A 21484-nucleotide genomic window follows, 5' to 3' on the forward strand; every position below is an offset into this window, starting at 1 on the left:
TTTCCCTTAATTATTAGATGCTTGTAAACGAGATTGAGCAGTGCTGAATAAACGCTTTTATTGTTAAGCAGCTTTATTTCAGCCTCATGACAAAACGGTTACCAGAAAATTACTAACACACTGATAACAATAAATTTTTTATAATTATTCCAGCCAGGAATCCAGGCCCGGCCACTGAGTTCGCCTCGACATTTTGCTGCATCAAACTCTCACTCGCTATGCTTACCGTTGCCGCTTTAAATAAACAGTGTTTAATGCCATTCAAAGTTACTTATCAAAAATCAAATAAAATCAGCGAACTAAAAGCAATAAATAAACTTATCTGTTGCATTAAATAAGCGTAGCTGTTGAAATCAACGTACCAAGTTTAGTAAATAATGTCGTAAACGTTGTCCTGCATGCACCGTGTAAAACCTTCTTTGTTGCTTATTGTTGTTTTACTGATGGCATTGTTTGTCGGCATCGGCTTTGGCAAAACTTACGTCCCGCTCACTGAAATTCCCCCCATGACAGACAAAGTTCTGTCCTGTCCGAAACCACTTTCTGCCAATGCAGATGTATTTGATGTGTATCTTACTGAGAGCAGCGTCGCTGAAATGGCGCTGGAGCGCCTGTGTGCTGACCCGGTTGTACAGCGCCAATATGGTGATGTGAATGTATTTGTCGGCCATAACGATTACGACACCTTTCGCCATATAAATCATGGGATCAGTGATTTTGCATTGGTAAAAGGCAACGTCATGGCGGCATTTGCCGCAGATAAAAGTTATGGATACGAGGTGATTGCCTCCTACCCGGATTACAGCGCGTATTTTATTTCCATGAAGGAAAAACCGCTTCTCAGCAAAGAGTACCTGCTGGGAAAACGTATTGGTTTGCTGGACTACACAAGCAGTCGCTCCGGGCATATCCTGCCAAAAACCGTGCTCAAATCACTTGGCCTGAACGAATCGAACACCACGCTTAAATATTACAATTCACACCAGGAATTACGCCGGGCTCTGCTGGCCGGAGAGGTGGACATTATTTCCTCTTACTGGGGAAAGGGGGATGAAGCCCGGTTGTCAGCAAATTACATCACCACACTGGCCGAAAGCGTCAGTGGCATGCGCTGGTATTTAAAAATGGATACCCGCAATACCGACTTACGCTGCGCTGCACAATCGGTAGTTAAGAGTATTTCCAACCACCACCCTCGCAATTACTATCAGCATGTCGAGCTACAGCCAGGATGCAGTAGTCATGATTAGCCGCTACCTGCACACACTTAAAACCGACGTACGTTTTATCCTGGGCTGGACCCTGGGACTGTTTGCCGCATGCCAGTTCGCGGTTAGCCTGGGCCAGGCTTGCGGGCACTGGTTGTCTGTGCACGAGGCCAGCCATTTTCTCGACAAAAGGGTAAGCCTTGACCTGCATACTCTCGATGTGGGCGACCAAACACTCAATACCCCAGTGAATTCTGCGTCTATTCAACGCTACCTGGAACGCATGAACACCGAGTTGGAAACCCGCTTCTACCCGATCAGGATGACTGCACTGGAAAATGTCGAGGCTATAGACGCCGATGTGATACCTCAGACCTTCAGCCTCCAAAGTAGCAGCGAGTTTAACGCCAGTGGGCAGAGCCTCAGCGCCAATTACGCCTTGCTGCCGGTTTGGACTGCCGTGCATCTATCCCCACTCGCATTGCTGATGGCGGTTGTTGTTGCCCCGCTAGCTGCCGGGTGGTATCGCCAAACGCAACAAACTGCCCCCAAGGCCAACGAGACCCGCTTACCGATAACACCACGCCTGGTGATTAATCTGCACGAAAAAACGCTCGGCAATGGTATCGATGGCCGAGAAATTACCCTGCAGAACAAGCCATTTTGCTTTTACGTAGGTTTGCTGAATTACTGTATCAATAAACCCGATGCCATACTTAGCCACCATCAGGAGGTGCCGGCAGAGATGCTGGCTCACGCCAATAAAGTGTTCGCACGCCTGATTGATTTGGGGCACACCAAACGCAAGCGCCCGGACTTCAGCGCCAATCTAGACAAAACCCTGAGTGAGATTCGCAGCGTGCTGGATGACGTATTTGCCAGCCACCCAGCCGAAAAAGAACGCTACTATCCCCCGCGGGCTCAAGGTGAAGGCTCTCGTTCGAAACAGCATTCCTACGCTTTGAATGGCCTGAAACCGGAAGATGTGGAGATTTTCGGCCATTAATCCACTGTCGGCCACCTGCAAATCACGTTGTCGTTGATTCATCCGCCCCAAACACGTATCTTTGCAACACAAAAGTCAGCTCTTTAACTGTTATGCAACCGCCTCTTATTATCGCTATTTCCGGAGCTTCAGGATCCGGCAAGTCGCTGTTCACCGAGAATCTGATCAATGCGTTCAGCGAATATCATAAACCTGTTCGTGTATTGCGTGAAGATCACTACTACCGCGCCCAGGACCATTTATCCATGCCTGAGCGTGAAAAGAATAACTATGATCACCCCGACGCTTTTGAGCACGAATTGTTAAAAGCACATCTGTCGGCTTTACGCAGTGGCCAGCCCATAGATTACCCTCACTATTGCTTTAACACCCATACGCGGTTACCTGACACCGAGCGTCTGAATCCGGCACCGGTGATCATTCTCGAAGGCATCATGCTGCTGACCAGGGCAGAACTGCTGCCGCTGTACGATGTGAAAATATTCATCGATACGCCACTGGATATTTGCCTTATGCGCCGTATGCTAAGAGACGTGAAAGAGCGGGGCCGCACACTCGAATCCATTGCAGAGCAATACGAGGCAACCGTAAAACCCATGTATCACCAGTACATCGAGCCGAGCCGTTTTACGGCCGACGTGGTGGTAACCCAGGGTGGAGAAAACCAAATCGCACTGGATGTGATTAAATCCCACATTCAACAAGTACTACAATAATAGGGAATTGTTTATGGTAAGTTTACTGGGCATAGTATTGCTGCTTGGCATCGCATACCTGATGTCATCGGCCCGAAAGGACATCAGCTGGCGGACTGTCGGAGGTGCCTTTGCCATTCAGGCACTGATCGGCGCTTTCATCCTGTATTTCGAGCCGGGCATTCAGTTGCTGCTCACACTTACCACCTTCGTAGCCAACGTTATTGATTACAGCCAGCAAGGCATCAATTTTGTGTTTGGCCCTGTGGGCAATAAATCTCTTGGCTTCATCTTTGCCTTCAACGTTCTGCCGGTAATCATTTTCTTCTCGTCACTTATCGCCGTGCTTTATCACATTGGCGTGATGAGCTGGATCATCCGCCTGATCGGTGGCTTTTTACAAAAGGCGCTGCGAACATCCCGCCCGGAATCCATGTCGGCGGCGGCCAACATTTTCGTAGGTCAGACCGAAGCCCCCCTGGTTGTTCGGCCGTTTATCCCACAAATGACCAGCTCTGAATTGTTTGCTGTAATGGTGGGAGGCCTGGCTTCCATTGCAGGTTCCGTTATGGCCGGTTATGCAGGAATGGGGGTGGAACTCAAATACCTGCTTGCAGCAAGCTTTATGGCGGCTCCCGGCGGACTGCTGATGGCCAAGATCATGTTGCCGGAAACGGAACATGCCAAAGACGAGCTCAAAGAACTCGACACCTCCACCGAAAACTACACCAACTTATTTGACGCCGCTGCCAGTGGTGCCGCTTCCGGACTGCATCTTGCGCTGAACGTAGGGGCCATGTTGCTGGCCTTTGTGGCACTGATTGCAATGCTCAATGGGCTGATTGGCTGGGCAGGCGGGTTGGCCGGATACGATGGGCTTACCTTCCAGAGCATTCTGGGCTATCTGTTACAGCCCCTGGCCTGGACTCTGGGCGTTCCGTGGCAGGATGCACAGGTAGCCGGAAGTTTCATCGGGCAAAAAATTGTCGTAAACGAATTTGTCGCCTATCTCGATTTTATTGAGCATCAGGAGCAACTGGCACCCATCACCCAGGCCATTGTGACCTTTGCGCTGTGCGGATTCGCAAATTTCTCTTCCATTGCTATTCTGATGGGAGGCATAGGCGCCATGGCACCAAACCGACGCAGCGAAATTGCCAAACTGGGCCTGAAAGCGGTATTTGCCGCCACCTTGTCCAACTTAATGAGTGCAGCGCTGGCAGGCTTCTATTTAACTCTTGGCTAGCCACCAAAAGTAGACTAAATGGTCCGGTTTATATACATTAGCCGTCCGATGGCGACGCGGCTATGCCCGTCGCAGACCATAGGCCCCTGAAGCCTGCTCCCAAAGTCAGGATATGAATATGCAATTAGTAGCCGTTGATTACCAGGCAGATAATGCCGAACAAGCTTTTGTCGAATCTTTACGCCAAACCGGGTTTGGCGTTCTTAAAAATCACCCCATTCAGCAGTCGATGGTTAACGACATCTACGAGGCGTGGCAAGCCTTCTTTGACAGTGAAGAAAAACATCAGTATGAATACAACAAAGGCACGCAGGACGGCTTTTTCCCCCAGAGTGTGTCAGAAGTTGCCAAGGGCTATACACAAAAAGACATCAAAGAGTATTTTCACTTCTACCCCTGGGGGCAATGCCCCGATGCCCTTCGCCCACAACTGATGGCCTATTACCAGGCCGCCAACAGTCTCGCAGAACAATTACTGGGCTGGGTAGAAAAGCATTCTCCCAAAGAGGTCAGTGCCCATTACAGCCAACCGCTTTCGAACATGATACAGGACAGCGAACAGACTCTGTTGCGGGTGTTGCATTATCCTCCTTTGAGCGGAGAGGAAGAGCCTAATGCTATTCGGGCTGCCGCTCATGAAGACATTAACCTGCTTACTATCCTTCCGGCAGCCAATGAACCCGGCCTGCAGGTGAAGGCCCGAGACGGCAGTTGGCTGGATGTACCTTGTGATTTTGGCAACCTGATTGTCAACATCGGCGATATGCTGCAGGAAGCGTCCGGGCATTACTTCCCGTCAACGACGCACCGGGTGATCAACCCTGAAGGGGCCGACATGACCAAATCCCGCATTTCACTGCCACTGTTTTTGCACCCCAGGCCTGATGTGGTGCTTTCAGAAAGGCATACAGCAGAGTCTTACCTGCAGGAACGCCTGCGGGAACTGGGCGTAATCTAAGCTAGGAATCAGGCTGGCCGGCCAAATCGCCGAGCCAGCTCTAATCAATACATGGCTGCATTACATGGCTGCATTGGGGCTACATCATATTCTTTGACTGCAAAACCGACAGCTTACTCAGGTATCGCTGTTCGTCCTGCTCCGAAATGGCCTTACGTGCAGCCATTTCCAGATAGTCCTTCGCTTTGCTGATATCACCCAGCTCATAAAAGGTCTTGCCCATTCCAAACAGCACTTCATGGCGGTTTTTGTCGATGCGCATGGCTTTTCTGTAGTGGGCCAGCGCCTCATCATACAACCCTTCATCGAAAGCCTGTTCGCCCAAAATAAAGTGGTAAAACGGGTTGTCCTGACGTTTCCTTTCAACACTGGCCAATATCTCTTCTGCACGTTCCGGCTGCTGCATATGCTGATAGAGAATGGCGAGGTTTTCCCAGGCAGTGAGGTTTTCATCATTGATGGCAAGCGCCTGATGGTAACTGGCCTCAGACGCTTCAAAATCGCCCTTGATTCGGTACAGCACCCCCAGATTGACCCAGACACTGGCAAATTCAGGCTCCATCACAGCGGCACGGCGAAAATATGCATAGGCCTGGCTGTAGCTGTTCGCGATCAGCGCATCTGCTCCCTTGTTGGTGTAATACATGGCCACAACCAAATTCTTGGAAATTGGTATGCGGGGAAAATGATTGCGTATCACCTGTGGGTCAAAATCCACATCCACAAACTCATCGTAGAGCCGGGTTGTGCCGATTTCATCAGCCAATCGCAAGCGCAAATTAATATGACCGTTCAACAGGCTGTAACCCTCTCTGCGAGTCCAGTATTCCGGTATTTGCACTTCATAAAACTGCGCTTTAAAACCTGCAGATTCCGCCATCGCGTAAGTCATGATAGACAGCGACAGGCAGTTTGCCGACTGGTTAAGGAAAGTTTCATTGGCAGTGGTATTGGCTTCACTTCGATACAGAAGCCCCATTTCCGAGTGATCGAAAATCTGCCTCAACAACCCGCGTATACTCGATTCGTCATTAGCAAAAGGCCATACAGCCTCTCTGACAAAGTTTTGAGCCTTGTCCTCAAGCCCAAAAATCTCCTGTTCCGACTCAAGTGAAAACAGGGTGTAGTCCGGAAACAACGAGTCTTTCAGTGTTGGTATTTCGGTTGTTTTTATATCCGGTGTCGATTTGGAACATCCCAGTAACCCTATAAGCAGGCAACAAACAAATAGAATTCGGTATCCCATTCGCAACTCTCCGTTATGGCACTTCTCCTTGAGTATAGCTCTGTTTACATTTTATTTACTTTTACCCGACAACCTTTAACCCGTTTAATCGGCCTTTTATCCTGTGAACCCTATCGCATAGCCTGCTACCACCAGTTAAAGCAGACCGGCGAATAAAATTTGGCCTTTACTTCAACGCTGCAACATGGTGATATTTTGTTCTACTCAGTGGTCTCTCCAGAACATGCTGCATCTCAACACAAGGAACGCTATGAAACGGGTTGTGTTTAATCAGAAAGGCGGCGTAGGCAAATCCACCATCAGTACCAACCTTGCTGCACAGAGCGCGCTTTCGGGCCTCAAAACCCTGCTTGTTGACCTCGACGCCCAGGGCAATACCACCCATTACATTGGCGTTGATTTGGAGCAGGAGTCGCTGACGGTAGCTGATATGTTCAAGCAGATCGTGGGTTGGTTTTCCAAGCCGCTGGCGCCGGAAGCTTTTGTGCACCCCACCGCCATCGACAACCTGTTTGTGCTGCCCGCTCACCCGACACTCACCGACATTGAGCACGAGCTGGAGTCCCGCTATAAGATGTACAAGCTCAAAGAAACCCTGCGTAACCTGGATGGGGTGTTTGACCGGGTGTATATCGATACGCCTCCCAACTTCAATTTCTATTCGAAGGCCGCGCTGATTGCCGCAGATGAGTATTTGGTGCCGTTTGACTGTGATGACTTTTCACTTCAGGCGATTGAGCGGTTACTGGCAAACGTGTCGGAGTTAAAGCAGGATCATAACCCGGAACTGACGTTGGCCGGGGTCATTATCAATCAGTACAATGCGCAGGCCAAACTGCCTGCGGCCTTGGTAGCGCAACTGGAAGAGAAAGGGTTGCCGGTGCTGAACACCCGCATCAACAGCACGGTAAAAATAAAGGAATCCCATTCAAAGCGGGTACCTGTACCTTTGTATGCACCGAACCACAAAGCGGGCCAACAGTTTGCTGCGTTACTGAACGAAATCGAAAACCGGTAGAACAAAAGACGATGGCCCGATCAGGCCAGCAATAGGGATTCGGCCAAAATCCAGGTTCCCAACGACAGCAGGATAACTCCGGCCAGTTGCTCCTGAAGAACGGCCAGTCTCGGCATACGGACAAGCCAACCACCAAGCTGGCGTGACAGACTCACCACCAGCAGGTCGCTGCCCAGCGCAATCACACTGTAAATGACTCCCAGCAGCACCAGCTGAAAGGCCACATCTCCCTGCTCCGGCTGACTGAACTGCGGCAGAAATGCCAAAAAGAATAATGCCGTTTTCGGGTTGGTAAGCTCAACTATCACACTTTGGCGCAGTACCTTTTTGGCCGGCAGGTGCCCGACTGCTTTCAACTGTGGCTGTTGTGCCGTTAGCAGGGTGCGCACGCCAAGCAGGATCAGATAACTGGCACCAAGAAGCTTGAGTGCCAAAAACAAAGCGGGCGAATAGACTATCAACGCAGCCAGCCCGACCGCACTCAGTAATACGTAAATCAGACTGCCCAGCGCCATGCCGGAAGCCGCTGCCACTCCCGCTCCGCCCCCATTACCCATGGTACACGCCATGATGTAAAGGTTCGAAGGGCCCGGTGACAGGCTGAGCATGAGCGCAGCGCTGGCGAATGTCAGCAATACATCCAATGGCAGCATGGTGTTCCCACTAAAAACCTGCAGTTAATCTTTGGCCGAGTTTATCACACAGAGGGCAAAATCAGGCTGCGGAACCTACGGTATTCAACTGCGGGGATACCTGGGGCTTGGGCTTCATCCCAAATACAATAAACAACATGAACGTACTGTAAGCCGAAGCCAGCAGTACCAGTGGAACGGTGGTATCTGTGTTCAGCAGCAGGCCGATTACCGCAATCTGGCCAATGGGGAAAAACGCCAGGAACGTACCCGCTTTTGTAAGCAGCGCCATCCAGATATGCTCGCCCTGATGTTTTGATAAACCCAGCCCCCGACAGAAATGCGCCAGCACCAGCGGCATGATTTGCGCAATTCCCAGCCCGGTTGCAAGCACAGACAGTGCAATCAGGGTGAGGCCATCTACCGTTTCCGGCATTTGGGGTACTCTGAGCCCGCCGGGCTGAATTATCGCCGGGTTTTGACTGGCCAGCATGATCGCGTCCGCCACCACAAAGCCCAGCCAACTCAGGCATACCACCGCTATCAGCATAGGCAGGATAATTCTCTGCTGTAATTTCAGTTCCTGTAAGAATTCTCTGCAGGAACCGTTTATGTGCTGGGTAGCTATCAGGCTGGCGGTAAAACTCACGAGTAACGCCAACAGCGCCAGCTTTACAGGGAACAATGCATAAGGCACCGAATCAACCAGGCAGCCCAGAAAAATCAGGAGCGCACTTTGCAGCGGGTGCTGCATAAAAAATACCGCCATCTGCCGATAGGCTCTAAGGTAATCACGGCGGGAAAGATGTGTATTGATGTGCATAAGGAACCTCTACTTCAGGCTGGTTACTATATAGCCACAGTGCCACATTTGAAGTTTTAACCGTGCCGGAAAGGTATGCCCAAAAGGACAGGAGTATTAATTCAAATAACCATTGCGCAAAATGTAAAAAATACGCACACAAAAAAATCCTCTAGAAGAGATTCCTAAATGCACATTAAAGTTTGGAAATTAATACAAAAAAACAGATAAATAGCATTCTCACGCTTATGCGTAGAGCCGAAACTTATTGGGATAATATCTAAGAAAGGGATGGTGCCCAGGGGCGGACTTGAACCGCCACGACCGTGAGGTCACTAGCACCTGAAGCTAGCGTGTCTACCAATTTCACCACCTGGGCATCAATGCTGCAAGACCTCTGGGAAGCGAGAGCCTCACTGCGTTGTGGGTGCGCAAGATACGCGGCTTACGACACTTTGTCAATTCCCCTTTTGCACTTTTTTCCTAAATTTACGACATTAATGCACCGAGTGTGCAAAATAGCATCAATTGTGATGGAGTTTCGGCCTGCAAGCTGGTGAAACTGTGCGAACCAAAGCTGCAGCGTTGCCATGGCATCGTCGAGGGCATTGTGAGCGGGAACCGCTGGCAACCCCATACGCTGGCGACAATTCGCGAGTGTCATGCTGTTGGAAGGCAGAAGTTCGTGCGTTTTTTTTAGCTGGTACATTGCCAACTTCAACGTATCCAGCGTAACAACCTGCTCAACCTGCAGATTATTGGCAGCAAATGCCCGGTTTAACACCCGAACATCGAGGCTGGCATTGTGAAACACCCAGATGTGCGAGCGAGCAAACTGGCTAAGTGCATTTAGCGAATCCCGCACATGCTCCCCAAGCTCTGTGTGCTCAGGCGTTAAACCGTGGATAACCGGGCTCTGCTGCAGATCGCCCTTTACCCTCACCACGCGATAGTACGCCGATTCAAGGTTTATACTTCCATTTTGGCCTTCTAACCAACCAATCGAAGTAATTTTTGACTGCTCAGGGTTAAGCGAAGTCAGCTCCAAATCAATAGCCAACAGCGGAGCTTCAAAGAGCCTTTGTTGCTGCCAGGCATCCGGCAGTGTAGCTCTGTAGCTGAACCAGTGTTTTAGCCTAAACCAGTCGAACAGTCGTCCAGGCACTAGCCCATACCACCGGAAAACTTCATGACCGCAGCCTGCTGGGCCCGGTCTATGGCCTTGAATGCCGCTTTAAGCTGATGCTTCTCAATGGAAGAAAGCTCGTCTACGGAAACTAGGTTGTCTGTTGACTGGGTTGTCAGCTGATGACGCCAGCGCAATCGATTCAGAAACAGCCAAATGTCCCGCAGATTCTCTGCATCCTTTACCGCCAGCCCGGAGCCAGCCGGCAGGCTTGCCAGCCTCGCTAGGGTAGCGGGAGCCGTGAGGCCACTTGCAAGGGCATAAAGCCTGACAAGATTGTTGATAAGAGCCACCGCTCTGACTTTCAAATCAATACAGTTCGCCTTTTCCTGGCGCTTCTCATACACGAATTTCTGAAACATGGAGAGCGGCACCGAAACCTGATTGGCATGGCGGGACAGGGCGGCCAAGAACAGACTTTGCTTGAGCAAAGGTACGCGAGCCTGCTGAAGTTTACGAAACAGGTCGCCATCCCCAGCGGCACATCGTGCATCCAGAAATATATTGAAATGCATTATCGCCTCGGGTGTAGGCTGGAGAACCCACGCCCGGGCTTGCTCAACAGCCTGGTCAAGTGATAGCCGCAATTCCGGGTTCGACGCCATAATATTGCCGTCGCAAAGCTTAATTCCGCACTTCGCCAGGCCGTCACAAACATACTCCGACATCGCCCGGAAATACTCCCCTTCCCCTTTTGTCGGCGTTCGGGCCAACAACAAACCATTATCCTGGTCCGACCCCATGGTCTGATCCTCACGCGCCTGGGAGCCATACACTATCCAGCTATATGGCATGGGCGCAGGGCCGTTTTCCCGCTGAAAGTAGTTAATCAGTTTTCGGGTCATCATATCGGTGGCCTGGGACAGCACCTTTCCGGCGATGTCAAAATCCACCGGTCTCCTGGCATGGGAAGCAAAATAGTGGGGCAACTGCCACGATACCCTGGATAACGAATACAGGTTTTCGGCTTTGGCCAGTTCGCCGATAATAAACAGCACATTCCCTCTCTGAAGGCGCACGACATCGGATGTGGTCAGCATGCCAATTGGCTGGCGGGTATGCCGGTCTATTACCGGCAGGTGGTGAACGTTATGTTCGTTCATTATGCAAATGGCGTCGAACAGAGTGCGGTTTTGGGTCACCATGGCCGGTTTATCGGTCATAATGGTTTGCACACTTTGGTGAATATCCAGCCCTTTTGCCACTACCCGGCTGCGAAGGTCCCGGTCAGTAATAATACCGGCCAACCGGCCCTGCTCGGTAATGAGTAGCGAGGATACCTTATTGCGGGTCATTTCAATGGCGGCGTTCTGAATGCTCTCAGTAACATCCATGCTGATGGGCGAGCCCTTAAGAACCTCGCCCAGCCCTTTATACAGCCACATGGACTGTGACTCTGCAACCGCATGATTCTGCAGTACATCGCTGCGCATGGCATGGAAGAAATCGGCAATGCCCGGGTGGCTCATGGCAAATTCGAACGCCTGCGGAGTAAAGCTGTATACCAGCCCGGGTTTGTCTACCGTTAGTTCCAGTGGGTAACTGACCTTGTCGAGCAGCCCCGCATGCCCAAAATAGTCCCCTTCGCTGAGATGGCGAACCGGCCCTTCTGCATCCCTGACGGAAAACTGCCCGGACTGGATCAGGAACAGGCGGCCATGATTCTGCTCAAGCAACACTTTCTGGTTGTCACCGGTGAGGTACATTAAGTTGGCTTTACGGCTGATTTCCAACAGAGCGTCGTTTTCCAGTTGATCAAACGGCGCTGCCGATGTCAGAAAATCTGCCGTCTGTTGAGGCAACACCATTCGGCTTACTCCTTAAAAAAGGCCCACCTTATTTGTGAGCCTTCACTTACATTTCTGGCAACGCAGTATTAGTGCGCCGAAGCTTCCCCTGACCCTTTTGGATAGCGAATGCTTTCCACCAGCTCCTGGATATCTTCCGGCGCCTCATCGGTTGCCTTAAACACCAGGTAGGCAACCACAAAATTCACGATCATGCCCATGGTACCGATGCCTTCCGGGGAAACACCAAACAACCAGTTGTCGGGAATGTTGGCCGCCGGATTAATAAACTTAAAGTAAATGATATAAGCCGCGGTAAACGCGATACCGCAAATCATGCCCGCAATGGCTCCCTTATTATTCATGCGCTTGCTGAATATGCCCATGATGATAGCCGGGAAGAAGCTCGATGCCGCCAGCCCGAACGCAAATGCCACCACCTGCGCCACAAACCCTGGCGGATTGATACCGAAGTATCCGGCGATGATGATAGCGATGGCTGCAGCCAGCCTGGCGTAAAACAGTTCGGCCTTATCGGTAATGTTGGGCATAAAGTTTCGCTTCAGCAAATCATGCGACACTGAAGTGGAAATAACCAGCAGCAGGCCTGCCGACGTTGACAGTGCTGCCGCAACGCCACCAGCAGCCACCAGCGCAATAACCCAGGCCGGCAGGTTGGCTATCTCGGGGTTGGCCAGCACCATAATGTCGCGGTCAACTTTCATCTCGTTGCGATCATCACCCGAGTAGAACATTTTGCCGTCGCCATTCTTGTCTTCAAAGGTGATCAGGCCGGTTTTCTCCCAGTTCTTAATCCAGGCAGGGGCTTCTGCGTAACTGGTTCCTGTCATGTCGGGCCCGTTGATGGTGCCTATCATGTTGGTGCGGGCAAACGCAGCCAGTGAAGGCGCAGTAGTGTAAAGAATGGCGATGAAAACCAGTGCCCATCCGGCACTTTTACGAGCATCGCGAACTTTCGGAACCGTGAAGAAGCGAACGATAACGTGAGGCAAACCAGCGGTCCCCACCATCAGCGCAAAGGTGATAAAGAAGACGTCGATGGTGCTCTTGGTGCCGGATGTGTATTCGTTAAACCCCAGCTCCAACGACAACTGATCCAGTTTTTCCAGCAGATACATGCCCGACCCGTCCGCCAGCGTGGCACCGAACCCGGTTTGCGGCAGAAAATGCCCGGTGATCATAATGGAAATGAATACAGCCGGAACCAGATAGGCAAAAATCAGTACGCAGTATTGGGCCACCTGAGTGTATGTGATGCCTTTCATACCGCCGAGGACGGTGTAAAAAAACACGATTGCCATACCGATGATAACCCCTGCGACAATATCCACTTCCAGAAAGCGGCTGAACACCACCCCGACACCACGCATTTGCCCGGCAACGTAGGTGAAGCATACAAAAATGGCACAGAATACTGCCACTGTACGGGCGGTTTGAGAGTAGTAGCGATCGCCGATGAAATCCGGCACGGTAAACTTACCAAACTTACGCAGGTACGGAGCCAGGCACAACGCCAGCAAAACGTAGCCCCCTGTCCAGCCCATCAGGTAAACGGCTCCGTCGTAGCCCATGAAGGAGATCAGCCCGGCCATGGAAATAAACGACGCGGCAGACATCCAGTCTGCAGCCGTAGCCATGCCGTTCATCACTGGCGGCACGCCGCCACCAGCCACATAAAACTCGTTGGTGGAGCCCGCTCGGGCCCAAATCGCTATGCCGATGTAAAGCGCAAACGAGGCGCCGATAATAATAAATGTAAGCAGTTGAACATCCATTTTTATTACTCCTCATCCACGCCATATTTTTTGTCCAGTGCATTCATTCTCGCCATGTAGACAAAAATGAGCACCACGAACACATAAATTGCGCCCTGCTGTGCAAACCAGAACCCAAGCTTGAAGCCAAAGAACTGAATGTTGTTCAGCACATCGGCAAACAAAATGCCCGCGCCAAACGACACAACAAACCAAATGATCAACAGCTTGACGAGGAGGGAGAGGTTCTCCTTCCAGTACGCCTTTTTGTCCTCTTCACTTCTGAATGCCATTTTTCCATCCTCATTTCAGGTTAAGCGGATGCTTCGTTTTTTACATTTTCCCAACACGGTGTAAGGTCACTCTGAAGCAACGCCTCTGGCAACGCCCATGAGTAAACCCCGGCTGGCACAAGATCCGAAAAAAGCCCCATAAACAGGAGCATTGGATATACTCTAGTCGTGCTGACCTTTTCGAGAAATGAGACGATGGTCGTAGGTGAGCTCACAATAAGATGCGTATAATAATCACACCCTTGTGAATTTAATGTTAAGGAATGGCATGGCTTTTGGTTGGGCCACACTGGCACTGCTGTACTTGCTGGCGTTGTTTTACATTGCCAGCTGGGGCGACAAGAATTCGACTGCTGCACGCTGGCTTACCTCACATCCGGTAATTTATTCACTCGCTCTCGGAATATACTGTACCGCCTGGACGTTTTTTGGTGCGGTAGGCCAGGCCTCCCGCGACAGCTGGATTTATCTCCCCATTCTGCTGGGCCCCATGCTGGTTTATCTGCTGGGGTACAAGTTTATTTACAAGCTGATTCTGGTCAGCAAAAAACAGCACATCAACACGGTCGCCGACTTCATCGCCTCACGATACGGCAAGCGTCAGGCGGTTGCTTTACTGGTTACCCTAATAGCATTGCTGGCAACCATTCCGTATATTGCGCTGCAGCTCAAAGCAATAGGCAGTACGTTTCAGCTGTTAACACAGCAGCCTAACAGCAACTTCATTGTGCTTATTGCAACCACTTTCATTGCCCTTTTCGCGATTTATTTTGGTACCAAGCAAACCGATGTTACCGAGTACCGAAGGGGCCTGATGCTGGCGATTGCATTTGAATCCAGCGTGAAACTGCTGGCCCTGATTCTGGTTGCCTGGGTTGGTTACCGGGCATGGCAGAACAGCCAGCAACCTCTCGACTTCTCACCATTTTTAGGCGAACAGGCACTGGCACAATTTGGCTCCTATACCTTTGTGGCCCAAACCATAATGGCAGCGGCAGCGGTGGTGTGCCTGCCACGCCAGTTTCACGTGGCAATCATCGACAACCTGAGCCTTGGGCACCTCAAAACCGCCCGCTGGCTGTTTCCGGCCTATCTGGCCATCATGGCTGCCACCATCCCAATTATTACACTCGCGGGCCAGGCTATTTTCGCGGGCAGCAGTGTTGAGCCAGATACCTACGTGCTTTCGATGGCCATACACGCCGATTCAGTGCTGCTGCAAATGATGGTGCTGTTTGGCGGTATGTCGGCCGCAACGGCCATGATCATCGTGGCGACACTGACGCTCAGCACCATGCTGACGAACGACGTGATCCTGCCGCGGCTGTTCGCGGTCAAGGAACTGACTCCCAAACACCGCGACTATGCCAAACGCATTCGCCTGATCCGCCGCATTGTGATTGGCCTGATTCTGGTGCTGGCCTTTTTCTACCACCAACAAATGACCAACAGCCGTTCGCTGCATTCCATTGGCCTGATTGCCTTTTCTCTGGTAATTCAGCTTATTCCCGCCATGTTGGGTGGCGTTTACTGGAAGCGGGCTCATGCCCACGGTGTTTATGCCGGATTGATGGTCGGACTGGTAACCTGGGTATTGTGGCTGGTACTACCGGTACTGAACGAAGGCGCTACCATCATGCAGCAGAGCGAAATGATCAGTCAGGGGGCATTGCTGTCTCTGGGCGTCAACAGCCTGGCCTTCGTGGTGTTTTCCTGGTTCGCACCGGCACGCCTGATCGACAAGATTCAGGCTGAGGCGTTTGTAGCGCCCACCGATGTACGTAACGGCCTGCCCAAAGAGCCCAGCGCCGACATTACGGTTGAAGATCTGATTACCCTGCTGTCGACCTTTATGGGCGACCGGCGATGTGAACAGCTGGTTGAAGAATACCAACTCAGGAACCAGTGTCGGGTTAGCCGAAACCACATGCCCGATCAAGCCTTTATGGCATTCTGCGAGCGGGCTTTGGGTGGAGTTATCGGTGCTTCCAGCGCCAAGGCGCTGATTGACAGCATTCTGAATGGCAAGAAACTCGACTTCACTGAAGTAATTAATTTCTTCGACGACACAACCCAGGCCATGCAATTCAACATGACCGCGTTGCTCACGTCGCTGGAAAACATGGATCAGGGCATAAGTGTGATCGACAAGCACCTCAATCTGGTTGCCTGGAACAAGCGCTATGCGAACCTGTATCGCTACCCGGATGAATTGCTGGCCGTAGGCACCCCCATCGAAAAACTGATTCGCTACAATGCGGCTCAGGGCGAATTTGGCCATGGCGATGTGGAGGATCAGGTTGAAAAGCGACTTGAGCACCTACGCTCCGGTACCCCCCACCGATTTACCCGCCAGCGCAGTGATGGCACCGTAATTGAAATGGTGGGCAACCCGCTCCCCGGCGGCGGATTCGTTACCAGTTTTAACGACGTAACCGGCCATATTGAAATTCAGCAGGCGCTGGAAGAATCAAACATTAACCTCGAAGCCAGGATCCAGAAACGTACCGAAGAGGTTCACTCCATTAACGCCGAACTGCGCATGGAGATCGAACGCCGTTACGAGGCAGAAAAGGAACTCATTCGTGCCCGCAAGGCGGCTGAGGACGCCAATGCCAGTAAAACCCGCTTTCTGGCGCTTGCCAGCCATGACATTCTGCAACCCCTGAATGCCGCCAAACTTTACGTTACAGCTTTGCAGGAAGCCTCTCTGCCCAACTCAGTGTCGGAAATCATTACCAAACTGAATCACAGTGTCAGTTCCAGTGAGGCCCTTATCGGCACCTTGCTGGACATCGCCCGTTTAGACCAGGGGGACCTGAAACCCAAGCTCGAGCCGGTTGATGTCCGTGCGCTGCTAACCCCACTGGTGGACGAAATGCGCATGCGTGCCAGCGAAAAAGGCTTGCAGCTTAAAACCCGGTTGCAACCGCACTGGGCAATGGCGGACCCGACATTTCTGTACCGAATTGTGCAGAATCTTCTGTCCAATGCGGTTAAATACACCGAAAAGGGCAAAGTGTTACTCACAGCCCGGTGCCTGGGAGACAACCTGGTTATCTCAGTTCATGACACTGGCATTGGTATTTCACAGCAACAACAGGGGCTTATTTTCAGTGATTTCTTTCGCACCAACGACAGCCACGAACACGGTATGGGGCTAGGGCTGGGCGTAGTTCGCAGACTAAGCCAGCAACTTCAGGGGCACATTCAGGTGCGTTCATGCCCTGGCAAAGGCAGCAGCTTCAGCCTGACCATTGCAAAATGCGCCCCTGCTGCGCCCGCTCTGCCCAAGGGGTTGATTGCATCGACCACCTTTCAGGGCCTTCGGGTGTTGTGTGTGGACGACCAGCAGGAGAATCTGGATGCCATGCGAACCCTGCTGGAAAGGTGGGGCGTGAAAGTGTCGCTGGCAGACAACTGGAACGATGCTATCCGTCAGGCCGACATCATATCACCGCAAATTCTGTTGATGGATTATCAACTCGGCTTTGACAAAAATGGGCTCGAACTGATTGATGCCATACGAACCCATCTGAACATAGTTTTGCCCGCTGCACTGATCACCGCAACCCAGGAAGAGGAACTGGTTATGCGGTGCCGGGAACAGGGAGTCAACTACCTGACCAAACCGCTGAAACCGGCCAAATTACGCGCACTGCTACAAAGTATGACCCGCTACATCAAGGAAGCTGAGGTGCGGGAAGATCACAGTCAGGATTCTTTGGCCGGCAGTTCTTCCTGAACCGGTGGTGTGACGGTTACCTTACCCATGGACTGCCAATGCCCCTTAGGGTTTATCAGGGTCGGGCGGGTGAGAATAAGGTTGTTGGGGTACAGCACGGTTTCCCGCTCCTGGGTCACCAGGCGGGTAGAAAACAGGTTAATGTCGGCAATGTACCCTTCCATGTAATTATCGCCATCAAGGATACGGATGTAATTGCCCCGGCGATAAGCCACATTCGTGAGCAGGATAAAATAAGCGGTAATGTTACTTAACAATGACCAGTTGGCGAACAGCGCCACACCGGTAAGTGTCACTATGGACGTGGACATGACCAACAGGCCGGAAAAATCCACCCCCCATACCAACAACAGTAAAGCAAGCGATATGGTGGCGCTGAGCACGCGGATAACAAACAGGCCCTTAATAGTGCTGGAGGATTTGAGCTTGCTGCTCTCAATGTTCTTTTCCAGCCTGGGCAGGGCAAAGCGGGTCATTACCGTATACAGCAACAGCACCACAACACTCCAGATCACATTGCTTTGGTAAGTCTCTATCCAGTCTATAATTTGTGCCATATCAAGCATCGAAAGCATCCTGTGATTAGGGAATAACCGAATTCCCCATTGTATAACAATCTTTTAGCGACGCGCCGGAATATATCATCTATAGTTAATGCTAAACATTTTTGCAGCGCCGAGTGACTAAAAATCGGTCACTTTTTGAATTCCCGCTGCACACATCAATAAGCTTTTATACGACAGGTAGCATTTTTCTTATGCGCATTGCCATTTTATCTCGCAATCCAAACCTTTACTCAACACAACGACTGGTAGATGCCGGCATCAAGCGTCATCACCAGGTTGACGTGATTGACACCATGCATTGTTACATGGACATCACCAGCGCCAGGCCTTCCGTTCGCTACAAAGGAAAGAAACTGCCCTACTACGACGCCATTATCCCGCGCATTGGTGCTTCGGTCAGTTTTTACGGCACCGCGGTGGTGCGCCAGTTTGAAATGATGGGTACCTACAGCATAAATGAGTCGGTTGCCATCAGCCGTTCACGGGACAAATTGCGTTCTCTGCAATTACTGTCGCGCAAGGGCATTGGTATGCCCCGCACCGGCTTTGCCCACCACCCGGATAAAATCGACGATTTGATCAAGAATGTCGGTGGAGCGCCGGTGGTGATCAAGCTGCTTGAAGGAACCCAGGGCATTGGTGTGGTGCTGGCTGACACCCAGAAAGCCGCCGAGTCGATCATTGAGGCCTTTATGGGGCTGAATGCCAGTATTCTGGTACAGGAATACATCAAGGAAGCAGGCGGTGCCGATATCCGCTGCCTGGTGGTAGGCGGTAAAGTGGTTGCTGCCATGAAGCGCCAGGCTGCCCCCGGCGAGTTTCGCTCCAATCTCCACCGGGGTGGTTCCGCCAGCCTTGTACGGCTGTCACCGGCAGAACGCAAGACCGCAATAGACGCTGCAAAAACCATGGGGTTAAACTGCTGCGGGGTAGACATTTTGCGCTCCAATCACGGCCCGGTGGTCATGGAAGTAAACTCATCGCCGGGGCTGGAAGGGATCGAAACTGCAACGCACAAAGACGTGGCAGGCATGATCATCGAATTTATCGAGAAAAGTGCCAAACCCAACAAAACGCAAACACGAGGAAAGGGATAGTTGAAGCAGTCTGACATTGAAATTGGTGGCCATGTCATAAAACCGGGTGAAACACTCAAAATCGAATTACCCATGCCGCCACTGTACACCGCTACCAATACAAGTATTCCGGTGTACGTTAAGCATGGGAAGCGACCTGGGCCGGTACTGTTTGTCAGTGCAGCCATCCACGGGGACGAACTGAATGGCATTGAAATTGTCGGCCGTTTAATTCGCTCCAAAAGCACTGCACGGTTACGTGGCACCCTGATCGCGGTGCCCATGGTCAATGTTTACGGCGTGCTTAGCCAGTCACGTTACTTACCTGACCGCCGGGATCTCAACCGCAGTTTTCCGGGCAGTAAGAAAGGCTCGCTGGCTGGCCGGCTGGCCAACCTGTTTTTCAAAGAGATTGTGTGCAAAAGCAATTACGGCATTGACCTGCATACCGGAGCAATTCACCGCAGCAATCTTCCTCAGGTGCGCGCCAATCTCTCTGACCCTGAGGTACTGGAAATGGCCAAGGCCTTTGGTATTCCCGTGCTGCTGAACGCCGATATTCGGGACGGATCGCTGCGCCAGGCTGCGGGTGAAGTCGGAGTGAAAGTTCTTTTATACGAAGCAGGGCAGGCCCTGCGCTACGACGAATTTTCCATCCGCGCAGGCTTACGTGGGGTGCTGAACACCATGCGCCACCTTGGCATGCTCAACAAAAGTCGCAGTAAAGGGCATGATATTGCCCGCTTTATTGCCAGTGAAAGTGGTTGGGTACGGGCCCCTGAAAGTGGTTTTGTAAATCACCTGGCCCAACTCGGCGACCATGTCAGTAAAGGCGACAAACTGGCAACCATTACCGATTCCTTTGGCACCTTTCTGGCCAATATAGTCAGCCCGGCTGAAGGTGTGGTTATCGGCAAACAGAATATTCCGCTCACCCAGGAAGGTGAAGCAATTTACCATATTGCCTATTTCAAACAACCGGATACCGTTGCCGAACACGTCGAATTGTTGCAGGACAACCTGGTGCTCGGTGAACAAACAGTGGTAGAAGAATAGCTAGAGGCTCAAGATACACCATGGGAAACAAACGCATTGTTGGCGCACTTGAATTGTGTGACCTACCCGAACTCGCCATTTCCAACCTGAACATTAGGGTGGATACCGGCGCTGCCACCTCCTCATTGCACGTAGATAATTTGGAAGAGTTCGAGAAAGACGACGAACTTTGGGTCAGTTTTGACATCCATCCGGACATTCACGATGTCGACAGAATTGTACGCCGCGAGGCCAAGGTACAAGGTCAGAAAAGAATAAAAAGCTCTACCGCTACCCGAGAGCACCGATATGTGATCAACACTCCAATTGTCATCGCCGGGGAGCAATGGCTGATCCAGCTGACCCTGACAGATCGCTCAGAAATGACATACCTGATGCTGCTGGGCAGAGAAGCCATGGCAGGCCGCTTTCTGGTCGACCCTGAACACGATTTTCTGCTTACAGGACAGGATTAATACCACCGTTCTGGGGCCCGTTGGGCCCGGCTAAGAAACGTGCAGGCACGACATCAACATTAGTGACCGGCCGAGGAAGGTGGTTCCAGCTCAAGTTGGGAGGCAATCAAAACTGCCTGAGTGCGGTTATTGATACCCAGTTTTTTAAATATTGCGGTAACGTGCGCTTTTACCGTTGCCTCAGCAATATCCAAATTGTAACCGATCTGTTTATTCAACAAACCGTCACGCATAAAACACAGCACCTTGTACTGGGATGGGGTGAGGCTGGCAACCTTGTCAGCCAACTCAGAGAACTGTTCGTCCACATCTTCCAGTTTTTCACTGACCGAGGCAGGCAACCAAATGTCCCCTCCGAGTATCGCCTGCACAGCACTGGCAATATCGCCGGAACTGGCGGTTTTGGGAATAAACCCCAGCGCGCCAACTCCGACAATTTTGGAAATGATCACCGGGTCTTCGGTTCCGGAAACTACCGCAACCGGCAATTCGGGAAACAATTTTCGAATGTGCAGCAAGCCGAACAAATCGTGGCTGCCCGGCATGTGTAAATCCAGTAACAGCAGATCCACATCTTCCTGCTCAAGAATGCCGACAGTGGAAGTTAAGTCCCCCGCTTCCCGAATCTCCAGTTCCGGCAAAGTCAGAGACAGGGCCCCTTTCAGGGCGTCCCGGTAAAGGGGGTGATCGTCAGCAATCAGCAGCGTTACCATATTCCCTCCCGCTCATTGAGC

General features: G+C 51.5%; 19 protein-coding genes and 1 tRNA gene. 10 read left to right on the forward strand and 10 right to left on the reverse strand.

What is annotated here, in order from left to right:
- Nucleotides 1–398 precede the first annotated feature (398 nt).
- The 5 genes from DXV75_RS15980 to DXV75_RS16000 all read left to right on the forward strand — a co-directional run bounded on the left by DXV75_RS15980 (nt 399) and on the right by DXV75_RS16000 (nt 5113).
- Nucleotides 399–1250: a PhnD/SsuA/transferrin family substrate-binding protein gene (locus tag DXV75_RS15980; RefSeq protein WP_115594431.1), complete on the forward strand. Its 852-nt coding sequence runs from the start codon at nt 399–401 to the stop codon at nt 1248–1250.
- A complete protein-coding gene (locus DXV75_RS15985) occupies nt 1213–2214 on the forward strand; it encodes a hypothetical protein (protein ID WP_181898454.1) in 1002 nt (333 codons plus the stop codon). The genes DXV75_RS15980 and DXV75_RS15985 overlap by 38 nt, the downstream gene beginning before the upstream one ends.
- 92 nt (nt 2215–2306) lie before the next feature.
- Complete coding sequence (gene udk / locus DXV75_RS15990) at nt 2307–2930, forward strand: uridine kinase (RefSeq protein WP_115594433.1); 624 nt, start codon at nt 2307–2309, stop codon at nt 2928–2930.
- A 13-nt stretch (nt 2931–2943) separates the two neighbouring features.
- Nucleotides 2944–4155, forward strand: coding sequence for a NupC/NupG family nucleoside CNT transporter (locus DXV75_RS15995; protein ID WP_115594434.1), 1212 nt, complete (start codon nt 2944–2946; stop codon nt 4153–4155).
- Between the two features lie 118 nt (nt 4156–4273).
- Nucleotides 4274–5113, forward strand: coding sequence for an isopenicillin N synthase family dioxygenase (locus DXV75_RS16000; protein WP_115594435.1), 840 nt, complete (start codon nt 4274–4276; stop codon nt 5111–5113).
- Nucleotides 5114–5192: 79 nt separating this feature from the next.
- On the opposite strand, the gene DXV75_RS16005 is transcribed toward DXV75_RS16000, so the two are convergent.
- Nucleotides 5193–6359 carry a tetratricopeptide repeat protein gene (locus tag DXV75_RS16005; protein ID WP_115594436.1) on the reverse strand — a complete coding sequence of 389 codons (1167 nt, stop codon included), beginning with the start codon at nt 6357–6359 and terminating at the stop codon, nt 5193–5195.
- Nucleotides 6360–6609: 250 nt separating this feature from the next.
- Between DXV75_RS16005 and DXV75_RS16010 the strand changes: the two genes are divergently transcribed.
- Nucleotides 6610–7377 (forward strand): ParA family protein, encoded by a 768-nt coding sequence (locus DXV75_RS16010; RefSeq protein ID WP_115594437.1) that lies wholly within the window; start codon nt 6610–6612, stop codon nt 7375–7377.
- Nucleotides 7378–7397: 20 nt separating this feature from the next.
- Here the strand turns inward: DXV75_RS16010 and DXV75_RS16015 are convergent, their stop codons facing one another.
- The 7 genes from DXV75_RS16015 to DXV75_RS16045 all read right to left on the reverse strand — a co-directional run bounded on the left by DXV75_RS16015 (nt 7398) and on the right by DXV75_RS16045 (nt 13852).
- Nucleotides 7398–8030 (reverse strand): LysE family translocator, encoded by a 633-nt coding sequence (locus DXV75_RS16015; protein ID WP_115594438.1) that lies wholly within the window; start codon nt 8028–8030, stop codon nt 7398–7400.
- A 61-nt stretch (nt 8031–8091) separates the two neighbouring features.
- Nucleotides 8092–8832: a hypothetical protein gene (locus DXV75_RS16020; RefSeq protein WP_115594439.1), complete on the reverse strand. Its 741-nt coding sequence runs from the start codon at nt 8830–8832 to the stop codon at nt 8092–8094.
- Between the two features lie 271 nt (nt 8833–9103).
- Nucleotides 9104–9190: transfer RNA gene (locus DXV75_RS16025), tRNA-Leu, on the reverse strand.
- Nucleotides 9191–9256: 66 nt separating this feature from the next.
- Nucleotides 9257–9976, reverse strand: a complete 720-nt coding sequence (locus tag DXV75_RS16030) for a 3'-5' exonuclease (RefSeq protein ID WP_245953263.1) — start codon at nt 9974–9976, stop codon at nt 9257–9259.
- Nucleotides 9976–11805 (reverse strand): DUF294 nucleotidyltransferase-like domain-containing protein, encoded by a 1830-nt coding sequence (locus DXV75_RS16035; protein ID WP_115594440.1) that lies wholly within the window; start codon nt 11803–11805, stop codon nt 9976–9978. The genes DXV75_RS16030 and DXV75_RS16035 overlap by 1 nt, the downstream gene beginning before the upstream one ends.
- 68 nt (nt 11806–11873) lie before the next feature.
- Nucleotides 11874–13580: a sodium:solute symporter family protein gene (locus DXV75_RS16040; protein WP_115594441.1), complete on the reverse strand. Its 1707-nt coding sequence runs from the start codon at nt 13578–13580 to the stop codon at nt 11874–11876.
- 5 nt (nt 13581–13585) lie between these two features.
- Complete coding sequence (locus DXV75_RS16045) at nt 13586–13852, reverse strand: DUF4212 domain-containing protein (RefSeq protein WP_115594442.1); 267 nt, start codon at nt 13850–13852, stop codon at nt 13586–13588.
- A gap of 268 nt (nt 13853–14120) precedes the next feature.
- Here DXV75_RS16045 and DXV75_RS16050 point away from each other — a divergent pair, with 268 nt between their 5' ends.
- Nucleotides 14121–17597 carry a PAS domain-containing hybrid sensor histidine kinase/response regulator gene (locus DXV75_RS16050; RefSeq protein ID WP_115594443.1) on the forward strand — a complete coding sequence of 1159 codons (3477 nt, stop codon included), beginning with the start codon at nt 14121–14123 and terminating at the stop codon, nt 17595–17597.
- On the opposite strand, the gene DXV75_RS16055 is transcribed toward DXV75_RS16050, so the two are convergent.
- On the reverse strand, nt 17567–18163 hold the full coding sequence (locus DXV75_RS16055) for a mechanosensitive ion channel domain-containing protein (RefSeq protein WP_115594444.1): 597 nt from the start codon (nt 18161–18163) through the stop codon (nt 17567–17569). The genes DXV75_RS16050 and DXV75_RS16055 overlap by 31 nt on opposite strands.
- A 191-nt stretch (nt 18164–18354) precedes the next feature.
- Here DXV75_RS16055 and rimK point away from each other — a divergent pair, with 191 nt between their 5' ends.
- From rimK to DXV75_RS16070, 3 genes are read left to right on the forward strand one after another with little or no spacing between them, the layout of a single operon-like run.
- Nucleotides 18355–19260: a 30S ribosomal protein S6--L-glutamate ligase gene (gene rimK / locus DXV75_RS16060; RefSeq protein WP_115594445.1), complete on the forward strand. Its 906-nt coding sequence runs from the start codon at nt 18355–18357 to the stop codon at nt 19258–19260.
- A complete protein-coding gene (locus tag DXV75_RS16065; RefSeq protein ID WP_245953264.1) occupies nt 19261–20295 on the forward strand; it encodes a succinylglutamate desuccinylase/aspartoacylase family protein in 1035 nt (344 codons plus the stop codon).
- A gap of 20 nt (nt 20296–20315) precedes the next feature.
- Nucleotides 20316–20750 carry an ATP-dependent zinc protease family protein gene (locus tag DXV75_RS16070; protein ID WP_115594446.1) on the forward strand — a complete coding sequence of 145 codons (435 nt, stop codon included), beginning with the start codon at nt 20316–20318 and terminating at the stop codon, nt 20748–20750.
- Nucleotides 20751–20809: 59 nt separating this feature from the next.
- Here DXV75_RS16070 and DXV75_RS16075 read toward each other — a convergent pair whose 3' ends face one another.
- Nucleotides 20810–21463, reverse strand: coding sequence for a response regulator (locus DXV75_RS16075; RefSeq protein WP_115594447.1), 654 nt, complete (start codon nt 21461–21463; stop codon nt 20810–20812).
- Between the last annotated feature and the right edge of the window lie 21 nt (nt 21464–21484).

The organism is Alteromonas aestuariivivens (assembly GCF_003367475.1).
Classification (GTDB): domain Bacteria; phylum Pseudomonadota; class Gammaproteobacteria; order Enterobacterales; family Alteromonadaceae; genus Alteromonas; species Alteromonas aestuariivivens.

Bases quoted from the DNA above. Each gene is read 5' to 3' on its own strand.
- DXV75_RS16015 (WP_115594438.1), bottom strand. From the start codon at position 8,030: ATGCTGCCATTGGATGTATTGCTGACATTCGCCAGCGCTGCGCTCATG.
- DXV75_RS16005 (WP_115594436.1), bottom strand. From the start codon at position 6,359: ATGGGATACCGAATTCTATTTGTTTGTTGCCTGCTTATAGGGTTACTG.
- DXV75_RS16050 (WP_115594443.1), top strand. From the start codon at position 14,121: ATGGCTTTTGGTTGGGCCACACTGGCACTGCTGTACTTGCTGGCGTTG.
- DXV75_RS15995 (WP_115594434.1), top strand. From the start codon at position 2,944: ATGGTAAGTTTACTGGGCATAGTATTGCTGCTTGGCATCGCATACCTG.
- DXV75_RS16070 (WP_115594446.1), top strand. From the start codon at position 20,316: ATGGGAAACAAACGCATTGTTGGCGCACTTGAATTGTGTGACCTACCC.
- DXV75_RS16055 (WP_115594444.1), bottom strand. From the start codon at position 18,163: ATGCTTGATATGGCACAAATTATAGACTGGATAGAGACTTACCAAAGC.
- rimK (WP_115594445.1), top strand. From the start codon at position 18,355: ATGCGCATTGCCATTTTATCTCGCAATCCAAACCTTTACTCAACACAA.
- DXV75_RS15980 (WP_115594431.1), top strand. From the start codon at position 399: ATGCACCGTGTAAAACCTTCTTTGTTGCTTATTGTTGTTTTACTGATG.
- DXV75_RS16000 (WP_115594435.1), top strand. From the start codon at position 4,274: ATGCAATTAGTAGCCGTTGATTACCAGGCAGATAATGCCGAACAAGCT.
- DXV75_RS16040 (WP_115594441.1), bottom strand. From the start codon at position 13,580: ATGGATGTTCAACTGCTTACATTTATTATTATCGGCGCCTCGTTTGCG.
- DXV75_RS16045 (WP_115594442.1), bottom strand. From the start codon at position 13,852: ATGGCATTCAGAAGTGAAGAGGACAAAAAGGCGTACTGGAAGGAGAAC.
- DXV75_RS15985 (WP_181898454.1), top strand. From the start codon at position 1,213: ATGTCGAGCTACAGCCAGGATGCAGTAGTCATGATTAGCCGCTACCTG.
- udk (WP_115594433.1), top strand. From the start codon at position 2,307: ATGCAACCGCCTCTTATTATCGCTATTTCCGGAGCTTCAGGATCCGGC.
- DXV75_RS16075 (WP_115594447.1), bottom strand. From the start codon at position 21,463: ATGGTAACGCTGCTGATTGCTGACGATCACCCCCTTTACCGGGACGCC.
- DXV75_RS16035 (WP_115594440.1), bottom strand. From the start codon at position 11,805: ATGGTGTTGCCTCAACAGACGGCAGATTTTCTGACATCGGCAGCGCCG.
- DXV75_RS16020 (WP_115594439.1), bottom strand. From the start codon at position 8,832: ATGCACATCAATACACATCTTTCCCGCCGTGATTACCTTAGAGCCTAT.
- DXV75_RS16010 (WP_115594437.1), top strand. From the start codon at position 6,610: ATGAAACGGGTTGTGTTTAATCAGAAAGGCGGCGTAGGCAAATCCACC.